The sequence below is a fragment of the Novosphingobium sp. BAM6 genome (assembly GCF_057784955.1).
Genome location: NZ_JBYNTR010000001.1, coordinates 1562626 through 1578670 on the forward strand (window position 1 = coordinate 1562626; position 16045 = coordinate 1578670).

The 16045-nt window shown below is 66.2% G+C and carries 19 protein-coding genes; 9 read left to right on the forward strand and 10 right to left on the reverse strand.

Translation table 11 applies throughout. From position 1 onward, the window contains the following. Nucleotides 1-31: 31 nt before the first annotated feature. From AC3EC3_RS07255 to pspF, 6 genes are all read right to left on the reverse strand, one after another. Nucleotides 32-571, reverse strand: a complete 540-nt coding sequence (locus AC3EC3_RS07255; RefSeq protein WP_488488922.1) for a DUF1697 domain-containing protein — start codon at nucleotides 569-571, stop codon at nucleotides 32-34. Between the two features lie 152 nt (nucleotides 572-723). Continuing rightward, the gene (gene infB, locus AC3EC3_RS07260; RefSeq protein ID WP_488488923.1) at nucleotides 724-3498 is read right to left on the reverse strand and encodes a translation initiation factor IF-2; all 2775 of its coding nucleotides are present in this window, start codon (nucleotides 3496-3498) and stop codon (nucleotides 724-726) included. Between the two features lie 119 nt (nucleotides 3499-3617). Beyond that, a complete protein-coding gene (locus AC3EC3_RS07265) occupies nucleotides 3618-4304 on the reverse strand; it encodes a DUF448 domain-containing protein (protein ID WP_488488924.1) in 687 nt (228 codons plus the stop codon). Further along, nucleotides 4285-5940: a transcription termination factor NusA gene (gene nusA, locus AC3EC3_RS07270; protein WP_488488925.1), complete on the reverse strand. Its 1656-nt coding sequence runs from the start codon at nucleotides 5938-5940 to the stop codon at nucleotides 4285-4287. The genes AC3EC3_RS07265 and nusA overlap by 20 nt, the downstream gene beginning before the upstream one ends. 3 nt (nucleotides 5941-5943) lie before the next feature. After that, a complete protein-coding gene (gene rimP / locus AC3EC3_RS07275; protein WP_488488926.1) occupies nucleotides 5944-6537 on the reverse strand; it encodes a ribosome maturation protein RimP in 594 nt (197 codons plus the stop codon). 192 nt (nucleotides 6538-6729) lie between these two features. Further along, on the reverse strand, nucleotides 6730-7764 hold the full coding sequence (gene pspF / locus AC3EC3_RS07280; protein WP_488488927.1) for a phage shock protein operon transcriptional activator: 1035 nt from the start codon (nucleotides 7762-7764) through the stop codon (nucleotides 6730-6732). A gap of 171 nt (nucleotides 7765-7935) precedes the next feature. Between pspF and AC3EC3_RS07285 the strand changes: the two genes are divergently transcribed. The 7 genes from AC3EC3_RS07285 to AC3EC3_RS07315 all read left to right on the forward strand — a co-directional run bounded on the left by AC3EC3_RS07285 (nucleotide 7936) and on the right by AC3EC3_RS07315 (nucleotide 10957). After that, the gene (locus AC3EC3_RS07285; protein ID WP_488488928.1) at nucleotides 7936-8193 is read left to right on the forward strand and encodes a hypothetical protein; all 258 of its coding nucleotides are present in this window, start codon (nucleotides 7936-7938) and stop codon (nucleotides 8191-8193) included. Then, nucleotides 8190-9053, forward strand: a complete 864-nt coding sequence (gene pspA, locus AC3EC3_RS07290; RefSeq protein ID WP_488488929.1) for a phage shock protein PspA — start codon at nucleotides 8190-8192, stop codon at nucleotides 9051-9053. Before AC3EC3_RS07285 ends, pspA begins: the two co-directional genes overlap by 4 nt. A 95-nt stretch (nucleotides 9054-9148) precedes the next feature. Beyond that, on the forward strand, nucleotides 9149-9604 hold the full coding sequence (locus AC3EC3_RS07295) for a PspC domain-containing protein (RefSeq protein WP_488488930.1): 456 nt from the start codon (nucleotides 9149-9151) through the stop codon (nucleotides 9602-9604). Nucleotides 9605-9627: 23 nt separating this feature from the next. Further along, nucleotides 9628-9912 carry a hypothetical protein gene (locus tag AC3EC3_RS07300; RefSeq protein WP_260924047.1) on the forward strand — a complete coding sequence of 95 codons (285 nt, stop codon included), beginning with the start codon at nucleotides 9628-9630 and terminating at the stop codon, nucleotides 9910-9912. A gap of 36 nt (nucleotides 9913-9948) precedes the next feature. Continuing rightward, a complete protein-coding gene (locus AC3EC3_RS07305) occupies nucleotides 9949-10263 on the forward strand; it encodes a hypothetical protein (RefSeq protein WP_488488931.1) in 315 nt (104 codons plus the stop codon). After that, nucleotides 10260-10637 (forward strand): hypothetical protein, encoded by a 378-nt coding sequence (locus AC3EC3_RS07310; protein WP_488488932.1) that lies wholly within the window; start codon nucleotides 10260-10262, stop codon nucleotides 10635-10637. Before AC3EC3_RS07305 ends, AC3EC3_RS07310 begins: the two co-directional genes overlap by 4 nt. Then, a complete protein-coding gene (locus tag AC3EC3_RS07315; RefSeq protein WP_488488933.1) occupies nucleotides 10634-10957 on the forward strand; it encodes a hypothetical protein in 324 nt (107 codons plus the stop codon). The genes AC3EC3_RS07310 and AC3EC3_RS07315 overlap by 4 nt, the downstream gene beginning before the upstream one ends. Before the next feature lie 20 nt (nucleotides 10958-10977). On the opposite strand, the gene AC3EC3_RS07320 is transcribed toward AC3EC3_RS07315, so the two are convergent. Further along, a complete protein-coding gene (locus AC3EC3_RS07320) occupies nucleotides 10978-11370 on the reverse strand; it encodes a hypothetical protein (RefSeq protein WP_488488934.1) in 393 nt (130 codons plus the stop codon). A 202-nt stretch (nucleotides 11371-11572) separates the two neighbouring features. Next, nucleotides 11573-13633, reverse strand: a complete 2061-nt coding sequence (locus tag AC3EC3_RS07325; protein ID WP_488489226.1) for an NAD(+) synthase — start codon at nucleotides 13631-13633, stop codon at nucleotides 11573-11575. Nucleotides 13634-13887: 254 nt separating this feature from the next. Between AC3EC3_RS07325 and AC3EC3_RS07330 the strand changes: the two genes are divergently transcribed. Continuing rightward, on the forward strand, nucleotides 13888-14298 hold the full coding sequence (locus tag AC3EC3_RS07330; RefSeq protein WP_488488935.1) for a SufE family protein: 411 nt from the start codon (nucleotides 13888-13890) through the stop codon (nucleotides 14296-14298). Nucleotides 14299-14314: 16 nt separating this feature from the next. Here the strand turns inward: AC3EC3_RS07330 and AC3EC3_RS07335 are convergent, their stop codons facing one another. Together AC3EC3_RS07335 and AC3EC3_RS07340 are read right to left on the reverse strand one after the other, a co-directional pair. Beyond that, nucleotides 14315-14857 carry a hypothetical protein gene (locus AC3EC3_RS07335; protein ID WP_488488936.1) on the reverse strand — a complete coding sequence of 181 codons (543 nt, stop codon included), beginning with the start codon at nucleotides 14855-14857 and terminating at the stop codon, nucleotides 14315-14317. Nucleotides 14858-14907: 50 nt separating this feature from the next. Further along, nucleotides 14908-15438: a sterol desaturase family protein gene (locus tag AC3EC3_RS07340; RefSeq protein WP_488488937.1), complete on the reverse strand. Its 531-nt coding sequence runs from the start codon at nucleotides 15436-15438 to the stop codon at nucleotides 14908-14910. A 212-nt stretch (nucleotides 15439-15650) separates the two neighbouring features. On the opposite strand from AC3EC3_RS07340, the gene AC3EC3_RS07345 reads away from it, so the two are divergent. Beyond that, nucleotides 15651-15929 carry a hypothetical protein gene (locus AC3EC3_RS07345; RefSeq protein ID WP_488488938.1) on the forward strand — a complete coding sequence of 93 codons (279 nt, stop codon included), beginning with the start codon at nucleotides 15651-15653 and terminating at the stop codon, nucleotides 15927-15929. The last annotated feature ends 116 nt before the right edge of the window (nucleotides 15930-16045 follow it).

Sequence of the window (16045 nt, forward strand, 5' to 3'; positions counted from 1 at the left end):
AGGGGGCAGAACGCCCCGCCCGCATCGAACCTTATCCCATCTTCGCCAGAATACGCGCCAGCGAGCGCACATTGCGCGCAGTACCCGGAAACGCGAGCCGCCGCTCGATGAAGCCCGCCGTCAACCGGCTGCGCCCCGCCCCCTCGACATAATCGATATAGAGGCTGCGCTCACCCGCCGCGAACTTCTCCGGCCCGCGCCCCTGATAGGCCGCGAACAGCGCATCGAACGCCTCGGGCGTCGGCTGCCCGCCCAGAAAATGCGTGTGGACGTTGGCATCCTCGCCGATCCCGGTGAAGGGATTGTCCTCGATCGCCCGGCGCAGTTCCTCGCGCGTGCGGATGGCGACGAAGCTGTCGATATCGAAGCGTTCACGCATCACATAGGCGAACATCTCCTCCAGCCCCTCGGTCGGCCGCTCGTCGTAGTCGAACAGCACGTTGCCGCTGGCGATCACCGTCTCGACGTTCTCGATATCCTCGCGCGCCAGCGCATGGCGCAGATCGGACATGGTGATGCGGTTGCCGGAGCCGACATTGAGCGAACCGAACAGGGCAAGGTATCGGGGCATCGGGAAAGGTCTCTCGCGTCAGGGCCAAAAGGATCGGGCCCAAAAAGGGATGGCGCACCGGGTATCCAACAAAGCAACGGGGGCGGCAACCCATGGTCGCCGCCCCCGCTCTATTCCGTCGCCCGGCCTTAAGACCGGGCGGGCCGTTATCGTCAGCCGATCGTGCGTTCGCGATGGTTGACCTCGAAGACTTCGAGGTGATCGCCTGCACGGATGTCGTTGGTGTCGGCCAGAACCACACCGCACTCCAGACCCGCGCGCACTTCGTCCACGTCGTCCTTGAAGCGGCGCAGCGAGGCGATCTTCGTGGCCGAAACGATGACGTCGTTGCGGGTAAGACGGGCGTAGAGACCCTTGCGGATGACGCCTTCGACGACCAGCAGACCGGCAGCCTTGTCCTTCTTGCCCGCCGGGAAGACCTGCTTGACCTCGGCGCGACCGACCACGTTCTCGACGCGCTCGGGGCCCCAGATACCGGCCATCTGCTTGGCGACCACTTCGGTCAGCTCGTAGATGACGTCGTAGTACAGCATTTCGGTCTTGGTCTTGGCAATCTGCTCGCGCGCCTTGGCGTTCGGACGAACGTTGAAGCCCACGATCGGCGCGCCCGAGGCAGAAGCCAGAGCCACGTCGGTTTCGGTGATAGCCCCGACGCCCGAGTGCAGGATACGCACCTTGATCTCGTCGTTCGACAGGGCATGGAGCGCCGAGTTGATCGCTTCGACCGAACCCTGCACGTCCGCCTTGATGACCACCGGGTACTCGATGACGCTCTGCTTGGCGGCCAGCGCCGAGAACATCGTGTCGAGGCTGGCGGGCGCCATGGCGGTGCGCTTGGCAGTCGCCTGCTCCTGACGGTAGGCCGAAACCTCACGCGCACGCTGCTCGTTCTCGACCACGCTCATCAGGTCGCCGGCCATCGGCACGCCGCCGATACCCAGAACCTCTACCGGCATCGAAGGCGGCGCGGTCTTCACCTGGCGGCCCTTGTCGTCGAGCATCGCGCGAACGCGGCCGCTCTCGGACCCCACCACCAGCACGTCGCCGACCTTCAGGGTGCCGCGGTTGACCAGCACGGTCGCCAGCGGGCCCTTGCCCTTGTCGAGCTTGGCCTCGATCACGGTGGCTTCCGCCATGCGATCGGGGTTGGCGCGCAGTTCCATCAGCTCTGCCTGGAGCAGGATCTTCTCGATCAGCTCGTCGAGGCCCTGGCCGGTCTTGGCCGAAAGCTCGACGTCCTGCACGTCGCCCGACATCGCCTCGACGACGATCTCGTGCTCCAGCAGGCGCTCGCGCACCTTCTGCGGGTTGGCCTCGTGCTTGTCGATCTTGTTGATCGCCACGATCATCGGCACGCCTGCGGCCTTGGTGTGATTGATGGCCTCGATCGTCTGCGGCATGATGCCGTCGTCCGCCGCGACCACCAGGATCACGATATCGGTGACGTTCGCACCGCGCATGCGCATCTGCGTGAAGGCAGCGTGACCCGGCGTATCGAGGAAGGTGACGAGATCGCCGCTCTTCGTCTTGATCTGGTAGGCGCCCATGTGCTGGGTGATGCCGCCGGCCTCGCCCTTCACCACGTCGGTGCCGCGCAGGGCATCGAGAAGCGAGGTCTTGCCGTGATCGACGTGGCCCATGATCGCGACGACCGGAGGACGCGGCTTCAGCGTCTCTTCGGCATCGACGTCCACGGTGTGATCGAGATCGATGTCGCTCTCGGACACGCGCTGGATGTTGTGGCCGAATTCGGTCACGAGCAGTTCTGCGGTATCCTGGTCGATGGTCTGGTTGACCGTGACCATCATGCCCATCTTGAACATCGCCTTCACGAGGTCGGCGCCCTTCTCGGCCATGCGGTTGGCGAGTTCCTGCACGGTAATCGCCTCGGGGACGATCACGTCGCGGACCTGCTTCTCGCGCGGCTGATTACGGCCGCCGAAGTGCGAGCGCCGCTCCTTCTCGCGCGCACGCTTCAGAGCGGCGAGCGAACGGGCGCGGGCGCCCTCGTCGTCGTTCAGCGCACGCGTGACGGTCAGCTTGCCCGACTGGCGACGATCGCCGCCCTTGCGCTCCGCCGAAGCGCCGCGCGGTGCAGGCGCACCCTTCTTGGCAGCGGGTGCCGAAGAGGCGGTCTTGGGGGCACCACCGGTGTTGCCGGTGTTCGACGCGTTGCCACCAGCGGCAGGCGCGGCAGGCTTGCGCACGACCGGCTCAGGACGCTGGACAGGCGTGAAGCGACGCGGCGCGGGCGCAGGTGCGTTCTCCTCGACGGCAGGCGCCGCTTCGGCTGCCTTGGCGACAGGTGCGGCCACAGGCGCAGGCGTATCCACCGGCGCTGCGGCAGGCGCCTCGACAGCAACCGGCGCAGCGGGCGCAGGCTCAGCTGCGGCGGGAGCCTCAGCCTGACGCGCGGCCTCGGCCTGCGCCTTGGCAGCAGCGGCCGCAGCCTCTTCCTGCTCGCGGCGGTTATCCTCGGCGCGGCGCTTCTCGTCCTCGAGCGCACGGGTGCGCGCTTCCTGCTCGCGGCGGGTTGCCTCCTCGAGCATGGCAAGGCGGGCTTCCTCGGCCTCGCGCAGCAGACGGGTCTGCATTTCCTGACGCGTCTCGCCGGGGCGGATCATCGGACGTGCGGGCGCGGCAGGGGCCGCCGGACGCGGTGCCGGGGCAGCAGGCTTGGCCGCTGCCGGAGCAGCCGCCGGGGCCGGAGCCGGTGCAGCGGGGGCTGCCGGGGCCTGCGGGGCCGGTGCAGTGGCTTCCACGCCGCCCTCGCCGGGCTTGCCCAGCACCTTGCGGCGCTTCACCTCGACCACCACCTTGTTGGTGCGGCCATGGCTGAAAGTCTGCTTGACCTCACCCGCTTCCACCGAGCGCTTCAGCCCAAGCGGCTTGCGGCCCAGGGTCGGTTTGTTGTCGGTCTCGCTCATATCTGTCGTCGTGCCCTTCAATCTCAATTCATGTACCCGAAAACGACCGGGTAACGTCGCGGGCGCGCCTTCAGCGAAGACCTGCCCTCGTGTTCGTTCAGTTCAGTACCGTGCCCGCGCTATGAGGCGGGCTCGTGCGCAGCCGGTGGCTCCGCGATCTGCCCCTGGTAATTCAGGAGACGCTCCAGCAAGGAGGCGACCCGTTGGGCCGCGCCAGACTCACCAAGCGCCAGGTGAACGACATTCTCGCGGCCCAATGCCACAGAGAGCGTCGTGCGGTCCAGTGGCAAGCGCACACCTTTCAGACCCGAACCCTCTTCCTCGCGCCCCACGCGCCAGGCCTGATCGAGCTTCCTCGATCCGTCCTCGCGCGCATCGGCAGCGTGGGCGAGCCATTCGACCCGGCCCTCGCGGGCGTTCTGGGCGATACGGTCGGAGCCGAGCAGCAGCCGGCCGGACTTCATCTCCAGCCCGAGGCGGTCGGTCAGGGCTCGGGACAGCGCCGCCGTGATGCGTTCGGGCAGGTCTTCGGGGATCGTCAGCGGCGCACCCTTGTAGGCACGCGCCAGCGCTCCCTTTAACTTGCCCTTGGCAACGGCAATTTCAAGGGCCTCACGCGAAACGCCGATCCATGCGCCGCGCCCGGGGGCACGCGCATGGACGTCGGGAAGGACCAGGCCTTCCGGCGAAATGGCGAGGCGCACGAGGTCATCGCGCGCACCCTTGCGGCCGGAGAGGATGCAGGTCCGCTCCGCGCCGGGGCCATCGATGTCGGAGCTTACGCGCTCATTGTGAGGATCCCGCATCGGCGGCCTCCTCGGATTCAGCCGTTTCGACGGCTTCCAGCGCTTCCGCAGCTTCCGGCTCGTCGTCGAACCAGTGCGCGCGGGCGGCCATGATGATCTCGTTGCCCTGCTCTTCGGTCAGGCCGTATTCGCCGAGCACACCGCCCTTGTCCTCGTCGCGCGAGCGGCGATTGACAGTGCCGTCGCGACGACGCTGCTCGGTGCGCTTCTTGGCGATGAGTTCGTCGGTGGCGAGATCGGCGAGGTCGTCGAGCGTCTTGATACCGGCCTTGCCGAGCACCACCAGCATCGCTTCGGTGAGGTGCGGCAGCTCAGCCAGACCATCCTCGACGCCCAGCGCGCGGCGAGCCTCGCGCGAGGCTTCCTCGCGGCGCTCCAGCGCTTCGAGTGCGCGGTTCTGCAGCTCTTCGGCCAGTTCCTCGTCGAAGCCCTCGATCTGCGCCAGTTCGGCGATGTCGATGTAGCCGACTTCCTCCAGTTCGGTGAAGCCTTCGGCCACCAGCAGCTGCGAAAGCGTCTCGTCAACGTCCAGCTCTTCCTCGAACATCTTCGAACGCTCGACGAATTCCTTCTGGCGCTTCTCCGACGATTCGGCATCGGTCATGATGTCGATCTGCGAGCCGGTGAGCTGCGAGGCGAGGCGCACGTTCTGGCCGCGACGGCCGATCGCCAGCGACAGCTGATCGTCGGGAACCACCACCTCGATGCGGCTCTCTTCCTCGTCGATGACGACGCGGCTGACCGTGGCGGGCTGGAGCGCGTTGACCACGAACGTCGCGGTGTCCTCGCTCCAGGGGATGATGTCGATCTTCTCGCCCTGCATTTCCTGCACGACGGCCTGCACGCGGCTGCCCTTCATGCCGACGCAGGCGCCGACCGGATCGATCGAGTGATCGTGGCTGATGACGCCGATCTTGGCGCGCGAGCCCGGATCGCGGGCAGCGGCCTTGATCTCGATCACGCCATCGTAGATTTCGGGAACTTCCTGCGCGAAGAGCTTCTTCATGAAGTCCGGGTGCGAGCGCGAGAGGAAGATCTGCGGGCCGCGGTTCTGGCGCTCGACGCGCAGCACCAGCGCACGCACGCGCTCACCCACACGGGCAGCTTCGCGCGGGATCTGCTGATCGCGGCGGATCACGCCCTCGGCGCGACCGAGGTTGACGATCACGTGGCCGAACTCGACCGACTTGATCACGCCGGTGATGATCTCGCCCGCGCGGTCCTTGAACTCTTCGTACTGACGGTCACGCTCGGCATCGCGGACCTTCTGGAAGATCACCTGCTTGGCCGACTGCGCATCGATACGACCCAGATCCACCGGGGGCAGCGGGTCGACGATGAAGTCGCCCAGCGCCGCGTCCTTCTGGAGCTTCTGGGCCTGCGCCAGATCGACCTGCTTGAAGTAGTCGTCGACATGCTCGACCACTTCGACGACGCGCCACAGGCGCAGGTCGCCGGTGCGCGGGTCGAGCTTGGCGCGGATGTCGTTCTCGGCACCGTAGCGGTTGCGGGCCGACTTCTGGATCGCTTCTTCCATCGCCTCGATGACGATGGACTTGTCGATCATCTTCTCCGAGGCAACGGAGTTGGCGATCGCGAGCAGCTCGGCGCGGTTGGCGGAAATCGCACTGGCCATGGCTTAGTCTTCCTGTTCCTCGAAAGTGTCGTCATCGATGACGACTTCCTCGTCCGCGCCAGAGGCGTCGAGCGGGCGGGTTGCAGCGATCAGCCGGTCGGTCAGGACCAGCCTTGCGGAATTGACGTGGGCGAGCGGGAAGCTGACGCGGCCGGACTTGCGATCCTCCAGCGTCACCACTTCGGCACCGGCATCGCCCTCGATGCCGACCAGATCGCCGTGGAGCCCCTTGCGGTTGCCTTCCACGGGTTCGGACAGGTTGATCTTGGCCTCGTGCCCGGCCCAGTTCGCGTAATCCTTCACGCGGGTGAGCGGACGGTCGATGCCCGGCGAGCTGACTTCGAGGCGATAGGCCTCTTCGATCAGATCCTCGCCCGCTTCTTCCAGCGCGTCCATGCGATCGGAAATGCGGTGCGAGAGCGTCACGCAGTCTTCCAGCACGAGCTGCCCGGTCTCGGGACGCTCGGCCATGATCTGCAGCGCGATCTCGTCGTCGCCGACTTCGCTCTTGCCGAAGATGCGCACGCGCACGAGATCGAGGCCCAGAGCGGTAACTTCGGGTTCGATCACTTCAACAAGGCGGGCAATATCGGTCAATCGGTATTCCGTTCGTATGTCTTGTCGGCGCATCGCGCCGGATATGTCGGACCGTGCTCGGCAACGCGGTTTCGCGCCGGCCCCTACCGGCGCCAGCCCGTTCGTTGTGTCACCAATTACGGGATGACAAGGCGGATAGGCCCGATTCCGAAAAATTGCAAGGGCGTTGCAACACGCCAAACAGAAGCGCGATCACCCGCCCCGCTGCAGCCCATGCTTCTTCAGGCAATGACGCAGCTGATCGTAAGTGAGGCCCAGCGTTTCGGCGGCCTTGCGCTGGTTCCAGCGCAGGCGCTCCAGCGCGGCAAGGACAAGGCTGCGCTCGTGCGCCTCGACCGCCTCGCGCAAGTTTGCAGGCGATGATGCCGGCGGCGAAGAAGCCGACGCGACCGGGGCAGCGATAGCAACGACACCTCCGGGCACTTCGACCGGAGCCTCTGCATACTTCGCCGCCCAGGGACTGGCGAACGGGTCGAACACAACCTCGCCGATGGGCAATTCCTCGTCACCCCAGCGATAGACCGCGCGCTCCACCACATTGCGCAATTCGCGCACGTTGCCCGGCCATGGATAGGCCTCCAGCGCCGCCATCGCCCCGTCCGCAAAGCCCGGCCAGCGCTCCCAGCCCAGTTCGCTCGCCATCCGGCGACCGTAATAGTCGGCAAGCTGCCCGACATCGCCTTCGCGGGCACGCAGCGGCGGCAGAGTAATGACCTCGAAACTCAGGCGGTCGAGCAGGTCGGCGCGGAACGCACCCTCCTCCGCCATGCGCGGCAGGTCGGCATTGGTCGCCGCGACGATGCGGACATCGACCTGCACCGGACGCGAGGCACCGATGCGCACCACTTCGCCATATTCGATCGCGCGCAACAGCCGCTCCTGCGCCGCCATCGAGAGATTGCCCAGTTCATCGAGGAACAGCGTGCCGCGATCGGCCTCCTCGAAGCGCCCGGCCCGCGCCTTGACCGCGCCGGTAAAGGCGCCCGCCTCGTGCCCGAACAGCTCCGCCTCGATCAGCGTTTCGGGCAACGCCGCGCAGTTGAGCGTCACCAGCGGCTCGTCCCAGCGCGAGGACAGGCGATGGAGGCGCTGGGCAATCAGCTCCTTGCCGGTGCCGCGCTCCCCGATGACCAGCACCGGCCGCCCGACCGGCGCAGCGCGACTGGCCCGCTCCACCGCATCGAGAAAGGCCGAGGACTGGCCGATGAACTGAACGTCGCGCTCCATACCCATAAATTGGCATATTTCACCGATAATTGGCAATCTGTGATTTTTGATCCGCATGTTTCCAGTGCGATAGCCACGCGAATGTGCGCTTTTGTCCATTTGGCACGGGGCTTGCTGTACAATGAACAATCGCTCGGCAGACCCGCCGGGCCGCAACAGGGACCAACCGTCATGCATCCGTTCGAGACCAGTCACCCCGTGGACCGGTGGACAGACCGCGCACCGCTTCCGGTGCGGGACGCCGATGCCGGTGCCAATGCCGATGTCCGCTCGCGTGCCCAGATCGCCCTGTTCGTCGGCCTGCTGGTGCTCGCCGTGTTCAACGTGCTGGCCATGGCCGGACAGATCGGCGCCGCCGATGCGATTGCCGCCCCCGCATCGGCCACCACGCTTTCCAGCGTCCATGCCTGCGGAGCACCGCTTGCATGAGCCGCCTCGACGCCGAGATCGAACGCGCCTCGAACGCGCGTTCCTCTAACTCTGGCCCCTCTAACTCTGGCCCCTCTAACCCCCGCACCGTCACGCTCTACCCGCTTGAAGCGGACTCGGCGGACGAGACGACATTCCGCCACACCTCCTTCGGCAAAACCCGCATCACAGGAACCACCGCCATGGGCATCTTCAGCCGCACCCGCGACATCATCGCCGCCAATTTCAACGACCTGCTCGACAAGGCCGAAGACCCGGCGAAGATGATCCGCCTGATCATTCTGGAGATGGAAGAGACGCTGGTCGAAGTACGCACCTCGTCTGCGCGCACCATCGCCGACCAGAAGGAACTGCGCCGCCACCTGATCAAGCTGGACAAGCTCCAGGCGGACTGGTCCGAGAAGGCGCAACTGGCGCTTTCCAAGGATCGCGAGGATCTGGCCCGCGCCGCGCTGATGGAAAAGAAGAAGGCCGCCGACATGGCCGAGCAGCTGACCGGCGAAGTCGCGGTGCTCGACGATGCGCTGCTCGCCTACGAGCAGGACATCGAAAAGCTGCAGAACCGCCTGCGCGAAGCCCGCAGCCGCCAGAGCGCCATCGCCGCGCGGTTGCAGAGCGCCGAGAATCGCGTCAAACTGCGCACGCTGCTGGCCAGCGAGCGGGTGGACGAGGCTTTGGCGCGCTTCGACCAGCTCGAACGCCGCGTGGACTATGCCGAAGGCCGTGCCGAAGCGCTCTCGCTCGGCGATGACCGCCGCCAGCCCACGCTCGCCGACGAGATCGCCGCGCTGGCCGACGGCGATGCGATCGAGGACGAACTCGCGGCGATGAAGCGCGCGATGACCGACAAGCCGGCGTAAAACCGAAAACACGGTCGAGCGCCGCACGTACACAAGACGCATTTCGGCCGCGGCAGGGCAGTGCCCGGCGGCCTCTGGGGAAGGACAACGGAACGATGTCACGCGGACAGTTCTATCTCGACAAATCGAACGCCAAGATCTGGGGCGTATGCGCCGGGGTCGCCGATTACACCGGCATCGACGCGCTGTGGATTCGCCTCGCCGCCGTGCTGGTGACGCTGATGGGCTCGGGCGTGCCGGTCCTCGTCTACATCGCGGTCGCCTGGCTGGCCGATTCGCGCCCGATGGGGCTCTATGACGAGGCCGACGAAGCGCGCCTGCTGCGCCGGATGGAGCGCCGCCGCGCCCGCGGTATCCGCTCGCCCCACGCCCCGCGCAGTGCCTTCCACGACATCGCGCTGGACCGCGCCTCTCGCTCCGGCACCACCGCGCGCGGCGAGAAGATCGCAGGCGATCTCGACGATTTCGACCGCCGCGTGCGCGATCTGGAAGCGCATTATTCGACCAGCAGCAGTTCGCGCCTCGCCGCCGAGATCGACAGCCTGCGCTGAGACCTTCTGAAGGAACACCCATCATGTTCGATCCCGACCTGCTCGTCCCGATCTTCGCGCTCTCCATCCCGATCGTCGCGATCTGGACGCGCCACCAGCGCCGCATGGCCGAAATCCAGGCGAACACCACGGCCGAGAAGGCCGCGCTCTACGCCACCAGCAATGCCCAGCTCGAAGAGCGCGTGCGCATTCTGGAGCGCATCATCACCGACAACGGCTATGACACCGCACTCCAGATCGAGGCGCTGCGCGACAAGCGCGAGGTGGAGACCGCGCGCGATCCTGCAGCCGGTCAGAAAATCAACTGAGGCCATACTTCCGGGCACGCAACAGGGACACCTCTCGTGGACAACCTCTGGATACTGATACCGCTGGCCCCCTTCCTTCTGGGCGGCTTCTTCATCTGGACCCGGCAGCAGACCCATCTCGCCGAACTGCACATCCAGTCCGCCGCCGATCTCGCCGCCGACAAGGCAGCAGATCGGGCCGCGCGCCACGCCACCACCGTCGCCGAACTGGAAGAGCGCATGCGCGTGCTGGAGCGCATCATCACCGATGGCAGCTATGACACCGCGCTCCAGATCGAGGCGCTGCGCGACCGTCGCGAGGTGGAGGCCGAGCGGACCGCCCCGCCCGTGCCCGAGGATACCCGCCAGTGAGCCCCGGCGATTTCATGGGCTTCTGCGCCTTCCTGATCGCGACGATCATCATCTTCGCGATCCTGGCGGGCGCCTACAAGCGCCGCCTCGCCTTCATGGAGCGCAAGCTGGAGATCACCGCCGGTGCCTCGACAAAGCTGGCGGCGGAAAAGGCCGCGCAGTATGCCGCGCACAATGCACAGCTGGAGAACCGCGTCCGCGTGCTGGAACGTATCCTGACCGACGGCGGCAGCGCGCTGGGCCTTGCCCACCAGATCGAGGCGCTTCGGGACACCTCATCCCACGACACGACGGCGCTTGACGCCCGCCTTCCCTCTGCCGACATTGGACATGAGATCAGCGGCCAAGAGATCAGGAAAGTGACCACGCAATGAGTTTCGGCACCGCCATCGTCGTCCTCTTCGCCATCGGCTGCGTGACCTGGCTGCGTTCGCAGCAGCTTCGTCATGGCGGCAGCACAGACCCGCGCGAGCTGTTCAACTTCGGTCGCCGCCGCAGTCGGCTGGGCCGAACCCCGGGCCGCGACCGCGACCGCGACCGCGATTTCACCCCCTCCGGCCCGACCGACCACGAGCGCGAACTGGAGCGCGAGGTCGAGAAGCTGCGCGAGCGCATCGCCGTCCTCGAACGCATCGCAACCGATGACCGTCACGGCAAGGATCTTGCCCGCGAGATCGAGAAACTGCGCGATTGAAGACAGGCTGGGCCGTCTGGCTACTGCGGCAGTACGCCGTCAATCTGCACGTACTGCCGCTCCTGCCCGGATATACGCAGCTTGCGGCACATATCCGGGGTTCCGATCACGATCCGGACATCCCCCGCTTCGCGCAACGCCTGCGACACATGGGCCAAAGAAGCGCGCTGCACGGAAAGGCCGGCGGCGGCGCTGCCTTGTGCTGCCTGTGCCTGCGAAGGCTGGAAGCACAACAAAAAGGCTGACCAGCGATCGCCATGCCAGGCCTCGTAGGCGGCCTTGACCGCGCTCCGCCCTTCGGCACCGACACCGCCCTGCCCATCCGTAAAGACGATGAAGGGACCGGGATGCGGGTCGTAAGTGGAAGGCGGGGGCGGGGGCGAAGCTGTCAGGCCGAACAATCCCGACAACATGGCCGCTCCAGCCATAAATCCCGATATCATGGCCTCTCCCAACACATTAGCTGCCATCCATCCGAATTTCCCCTTTCGTCATCCCCGCGCAGGCGGGGATCCAGTCCACGGTAACGCTCCACCGTGAGGTCGGAAGCTGGATTCCCGCCTGCGCGGGAATGACGAAGAATGTTGGGGTCGCTTCTCCCCCAATCCGGACCGATCAGTCCTTCGGCACGCCCGCTTCCAGTTCCGCCAGCCACACGGCCGCGCTCGCATCGGAGGGCGCGCGCCAGTCTCCGCGCGGGGACAGCGCGCCGCCGGAGGAGACTTTCGGGCCGTTGGGGATCGCCGAGCGCTTGAACTGGCTGAACGCGAAGAAGCGGTTCAGGAACTTCTCCAGCCACGAACGGATCGTGGCAAGATCGTACGCCTCGCGCGCGTCCTCGGGGAAACCCTCGGGCCAGTTGCCCGCCGCCGCATCGCGCCAGGCGTGCCAGCACAGGAACGCGACTTTCGACGGGCTCTGGCCGAAGCGGGCGATGTGGTGGAGGAAGAAGTCGTTGAGCGCATAAGGCCCGATCTTCGCCTCGGTGCTCTGGATCGCGCCGTCCGCGCCTGCGGGCACCAGTTCGGGCGATATCTCGGTATCGAGGATCGCCAGCAGGATCTGCGCCGTCGCCTCGTCGAACTGGCCGTTCGCGCACCAGCGGATCAGGTACTGGATCAGCGTCTTGGGCACCCCTGCGTTGACCGCGTAGTGGCTCATCTGGTCGCCCACGCCATAGGTACACCAGCCCAGCGCCAGTTCCGACAGGTCACCGGTGCCGAGCACGAAGCCCGCGTGCTGGCTGGCGAGGCGGAACAGGTAATCGGTGCGAAGGCCCGCCTGCACGTTCTCGAAGGTCACGTCGTAAACCGGCTCGCCATCTGCGAAGGCATGGCCGATGTCCTTCAGCATCGTCGTTGCGGCGGGGCGAATGTCGATCTCTTCCGCCGTGATGCCCACAGCGCGCATCAGCGCCCAGGCGTTGGACTTGGTGCCGTCGCTCGTCGCGAAGCCGGGCATCGTGTAGCCGCGAATGAAAGTGCGCGGCAGGCCGAGGCGGTCACAGGCGCGCGCGGCGACGATCAGCGCCTGCGTCGAATCGAGGCCGCCCGAAATGCCGATCACCAGCGACTTCGCGTGGGTCGAGGCAATCCGGCGCATCAGACCATCGACCTGGATATTGAACGCCTCGAAGCAGTCCGCGTCCAGCTTGTCGGCGCGATCGGGCACGAAGGGGAAACGGGCGAGCGGGCGGGCGAGGCCGATATCGCCACTTGCGGGCACATGATCGAACGCCACGGTACGGAACTTCGGCAGGCTCGCGAAGGCGAGGTCGGCGCTATCGGCGAAGGTGGGCGAGCGCAGCCTGTCGAGCGCAATGCGGGTCACGTCCACATCGGCGATACACAGCTCCGGCTCCAGCGCGAAGCGTTCGGACTGCGCCAATAATCCGCCCAGCTCATAGATCATCCCCTGCCCGTCCCAGGCAAGGTCGGTCGTGCTCTCGCCATGCCCGGCGGCGGAATAGATGTACGCCGCCTGCGCACTGGCCGACTGCGCGCGGCACAGGGTGTGGCGCTCGTCGCTCTTGCCGATGACGATGTTCGAGGCCGAGAGGTTGCACAGCACCGTCGCGCCTGCCAGCGCGCCCAGCGAACTGGGCGGGATCGCGGCCCACACGTCCTCGCAGATTTCGGCGAAGAGGCGGAAATCGGGCAACTGGTTGGAGGCAAACACCAGATCGGTGCCGAAGGGCACGTCCTCGCCGTTCACCCGGATAGTTTCGCCGCGCACGCCCTTGCCGCTGGAGAACCAGCGCTTTTCGTAGAACTCGCGATAGTTGGGCAGGAAGCTCTTGGGCACGACACCCAGCAGCCGCCCGTTGGCGATCACAGCTGCGCAATTGTACAGCCGTCCCTCGCGCGCCAGCGCCGCACCCACCAGCAGCACCGGCGAGAGCGCCGCGCTCGCCGCGACCACGCGGGCGATGGCCGCCTCGACGCTCTCGATCATCGCGCGCTGCAGATGCAGGTCGTCGATCGCGTAGGAGGACAGGCACAGCTCGGGGAACACCACCAGATCGACATGCGCGGCATGCGCACGCGCCGCCTCGGCCAGCACCGCCTCGGTGTTGAAGGCAACATCGGCGGTCCGCACGCGCGGCGTGGAGGTGGCGACGCGCACGAAGCCGTGGCGGTGCATCGAGAAGAACGGATGGCTGGAGGCTGATGGCATCGGCTGGAACGTCTCTCTCTTAGTCGTCATCCCCGCGCAGGCGGGGATCCAGTGGCCGGGGCGCCTTGAGCTCTGGATCCCCGCCTGCGCGGGGATGACGAGTTCCTTGTGTTCAGACGCCTTGAACCACGTAAACCTTGCCCTTCCCCTGACAGGAACGCGCGCCCGGCGCAATCGTGCAGGCAGCCCTGCTGCGGCACGTCGGCACCATTCTCCCCCTTGCCCTTCGCGCACCGGCCTCTAAATGCCCTGCCATGCGCAGCCTCGACGATATCCGCGAAGAGTACGAATTCCTCGATGGCGACGAACGCTATCGCCTGCTGATCGAACTGGGCCGCGAGCTGGACCCGATGCCCGATGCGCTGAAGACCGATGCCACCAAGGTACGCGGCTGCTCGGCCAGCGTCTGGGTCTATCCGACCGAAGCCGACAACGGCACGCTGCACTTCCTGGCGGACAGCAACGCGGCCATCACCAAGGGCATCGTCGCGCTGGTGATCGCCGCCGTGCAGGACCGTCCGGCGAAGGACGTCGCCGCAACCGACGTGACCGCCGTGCTCGAACCGTTCGATCTCAAGAGCCAGCTTTCGTCGAACCGCACGCAGGGTGTGCCCAACATGATCGCGCTGATCCGCGAGACGGCGGCGCGGCTGGCGGCGGGGTAAACGCTTTTCTTCGACTTTACCCGCTGACCACCACGCGCGCGGCCCCGGCGGCGGACAGAGTGCCCAGCAGCTCCCAGAACGCCTCGGCAGGGGCCGTGCCGAAATCGACCTGCAATTCGCCCGGCTCGACATAGAGCGCGTGGATGTTCTCCGAAAGTTCGGCCTCGGGATCGAGCCGCAGTTCGTCGGGATCGAACCAGCGTTCGAACCAGTCCTCCAAAGCGGGCGCAGCATCGGGCAGATCGTGGCGCAGCACCGCGCCGTCCCAGCGCAGCCCTTCGAGTTCGAGCGCCATGTCGTTCACCAGCCCCTCGATCCGGTTGAACGAGAGCATCTGTTCGGGATCGAAATCGCTGGCGACGATATCCTCGCCCGAGGTGATGTGATCGACCACGATCAGCCCGCGAAAGGCACTGCCGGGATCGGGTACCTCGAACTTGACCTCGGTGCTGCCTTCCTCGCCTTCGGCGCGCATGCGTGCGGCAAAGTCGCGGAACTGGGCGACGTAGTGGTCGCGGATTTCGATGATGAGGTTTTCGACTTCGACTGGTTCAAGCATCGCTGTGCCAAGATGGCGGCTGATACCGCCCGCGTCCAGCCCTTACCCGATCAATCGTCCGCCACCTCACGCAGCACGGCGATTCCCGCGCGGCGCTGCGCAGCCAGTTCGCGCTTCAGGACGGCAGGATCGCGGGCGATCACGAAGCCGAAGCTCACCCCGCCCTCCTTGCCGATGGTCGCATGGTGGAGGCGATGCGCCTGCACCAGCCGCTTGGCATAGCCGCGCTTGGGCACCCATCGGAAATAGCGCTGATGCACCAGGCCGTCATGGATCAGCGTATAGATCACGCCATAGACCAGCACGCCAAGGCCAATCCACGTCCCCGGCCACCATGCTGCCGCCCCCAGCAGACCACCCATCACCAGCGGCGAGCCGAGCGCGAACATGGCGATGCTGATCGCCGCACCGACCAGCGCATAAAGGTCGTTCTTCTCCAGCAGATTATCGTGCGGCTCATGGTGGTCACGGTGCCACGCCCAGCCGAAGCCGTGCATCACGTACTTGTGGCTGGCCCAGGCGACCAGTTCCATCGCGGCGGCGCTGGCCAGCACGATCGAGAGGGCAAGAACGAAATCCATGCCGCTGCTTCTACGCCCGCGCCGCCTCGCTGTCAGCCCGCCCTGCGTCAGCCCACCGAACAGGCCGATCTTCCCGCGACATTTGGCGACACTTTCCCAAGATCCTGCGACGCCTTGTTTTTCGGACGTTCATCAAAATAGCTCTAAATCTGAATGCAACGGAAAGACAGTCACTCACGACCGCGCTTCCGCCATCAAGAAGGGACACCACGATGACCAAGTTCACCCGCATTCTCGCCCCCGCTCTGGTCGCCGCCATCGGTCTCGGCGCCGCACTTCCCGCCACGGCCGCGCCGGTCGTCCACAAGACCGTCGTGACCCACAAGGTAACGCCCGCCCACCGCGTCGTGACCAAGAAGGTGATGACGAAGAAGGTCGTGCGCCGTGCGCCTGCCCGCAAGGTCGTCCACCGCACCGTTGTCGTCCACAAGGCCCCCGCCCACGCAGCGCATCACACGGTCGTCAAGAAGACCGTCACCTATCGCCACTGATCGTCACGCCACCTGCGCTATCCCCCCCGGCATCTCCCTCCCCCTCCGCTGGGCGGATAGCGCAATGACAAGCACGATAATTGCGCGACAAGGCGCGCCCGTCCCTCTTGAATTGC

Bases quoted from the DNA above. Each gene is read 5' to 3' on its own strand.
- AC3EC3_RS07325 (WP_488489226.1), bottom strand. From the start codon at position 13,633: ATGCCATCAGCCTCCAGCCATCCGTTCTTCTCGATGCACCGCCACGGC.
- AC3EC3_RS07255 (WP_488488922.1), bottom strand. From the start codon at position 571: ATGCCCCGATACCTTGCCCTGTTCGGTTCGCTCAATGTCGGCTCCGGC.
- AC3EC3_RS07340 (WP_488488937.1), bottom strand. From the start codon at position 15,438: ATGGATTTCGTTCTTGCCCTCTCGATCGTGCTGGCCAGCGCCGCCGCG.
- AC3EC3_RS07285 (WP_488488928.1), top strand. From the start codon at position 7,936: ATGCATCCGTTCGAGACCAGTCACCCCGTGGACCGGTGGACAGACCGC.
- AC3EC3_RS07265 (WP_488488924.1), bottom strand. From the start codon at position 4,304: ATGCGGGATCCTCACAATGAGCGCGTAAGCTCCGACATCGATGGCCCC.
- nusA (WP_488488925.1), bottom strand. From the start codon at position 5,940: ATGGCCAGTGCGATTTCCGCCAACCGCGCCGAGCTGCTCGCGATCGCC.
- pspF (WP_488488927.1), bottom strand. From the start codon at position 7,764: ATGGAGCGCGACGTTCAGTTCATCGGCCAGTCCTCGGCCTTTCTCGAT.
- AC3EC3_RS07335 (WP_488488936.1), bottom strand. From the start codon at position 14,857: ATGCTTGAACCAGTCGAAGTCGAAAACCTCATCATCGAAATCCGCGAC.
- AC3EC3_RS07300 (WP_260924047.1), top strand. From the start codon at position 9,628: ATGTTCGATCCCGACCTGCTCGTCCCGATCTTCGCGCTCTCCATCCCG.
- AC3EC3_RS07345 (WP_488488938.1), top strand. From the start codon at position 15,651: ATGACCAAGTTCACCCGCATTCTCGCCCCCGCTCTGGTCGCCGCCATC.
- infB (WP_488488923.1), bottom strand. From the start codon at position 3,498: ATGAGCGAGACCGACAACAAACCGACCCTGGGCCGCAAGCCGCTTGGG.
- pspA (WP_488488929.1), top strand. From the start codon at position 8,190: ATGAGCCGCCTCGACGCCGAGATCGAACGCGCCTCGAACGCGCGTTCC.
- AC3EC3_RS07320 (WP_488488934.1), bottom strand. From the start codon at position 11,370: ATGTTGTCGGGATTGTTCGGCCTGACAGCTTCGCCCCCGCCCCCGCCT.
- AC3EC3_RS07315 (WP_488488933.1), top strand. From the start codon at position 10,634: ATGAGTTTCGGCACCGCCATCGTCGTCCTCTTCGCCATCGGCTGCGTG.
- AC3EC3_RS07295 (WP_488488930.1), top strand. From the start codon at position 9,149: ATGTCACGCGGACAGTTCTATCTCGACAAATCGAACGCCAAGATCTGG.
- AC3EC3_RS07330 (WP_488488935.1), top strand. From the start codon at position 13,888: ATGCGCAGCCTCGACGATATCCGCGAAGAGTACGAATTCCTCGATGGC.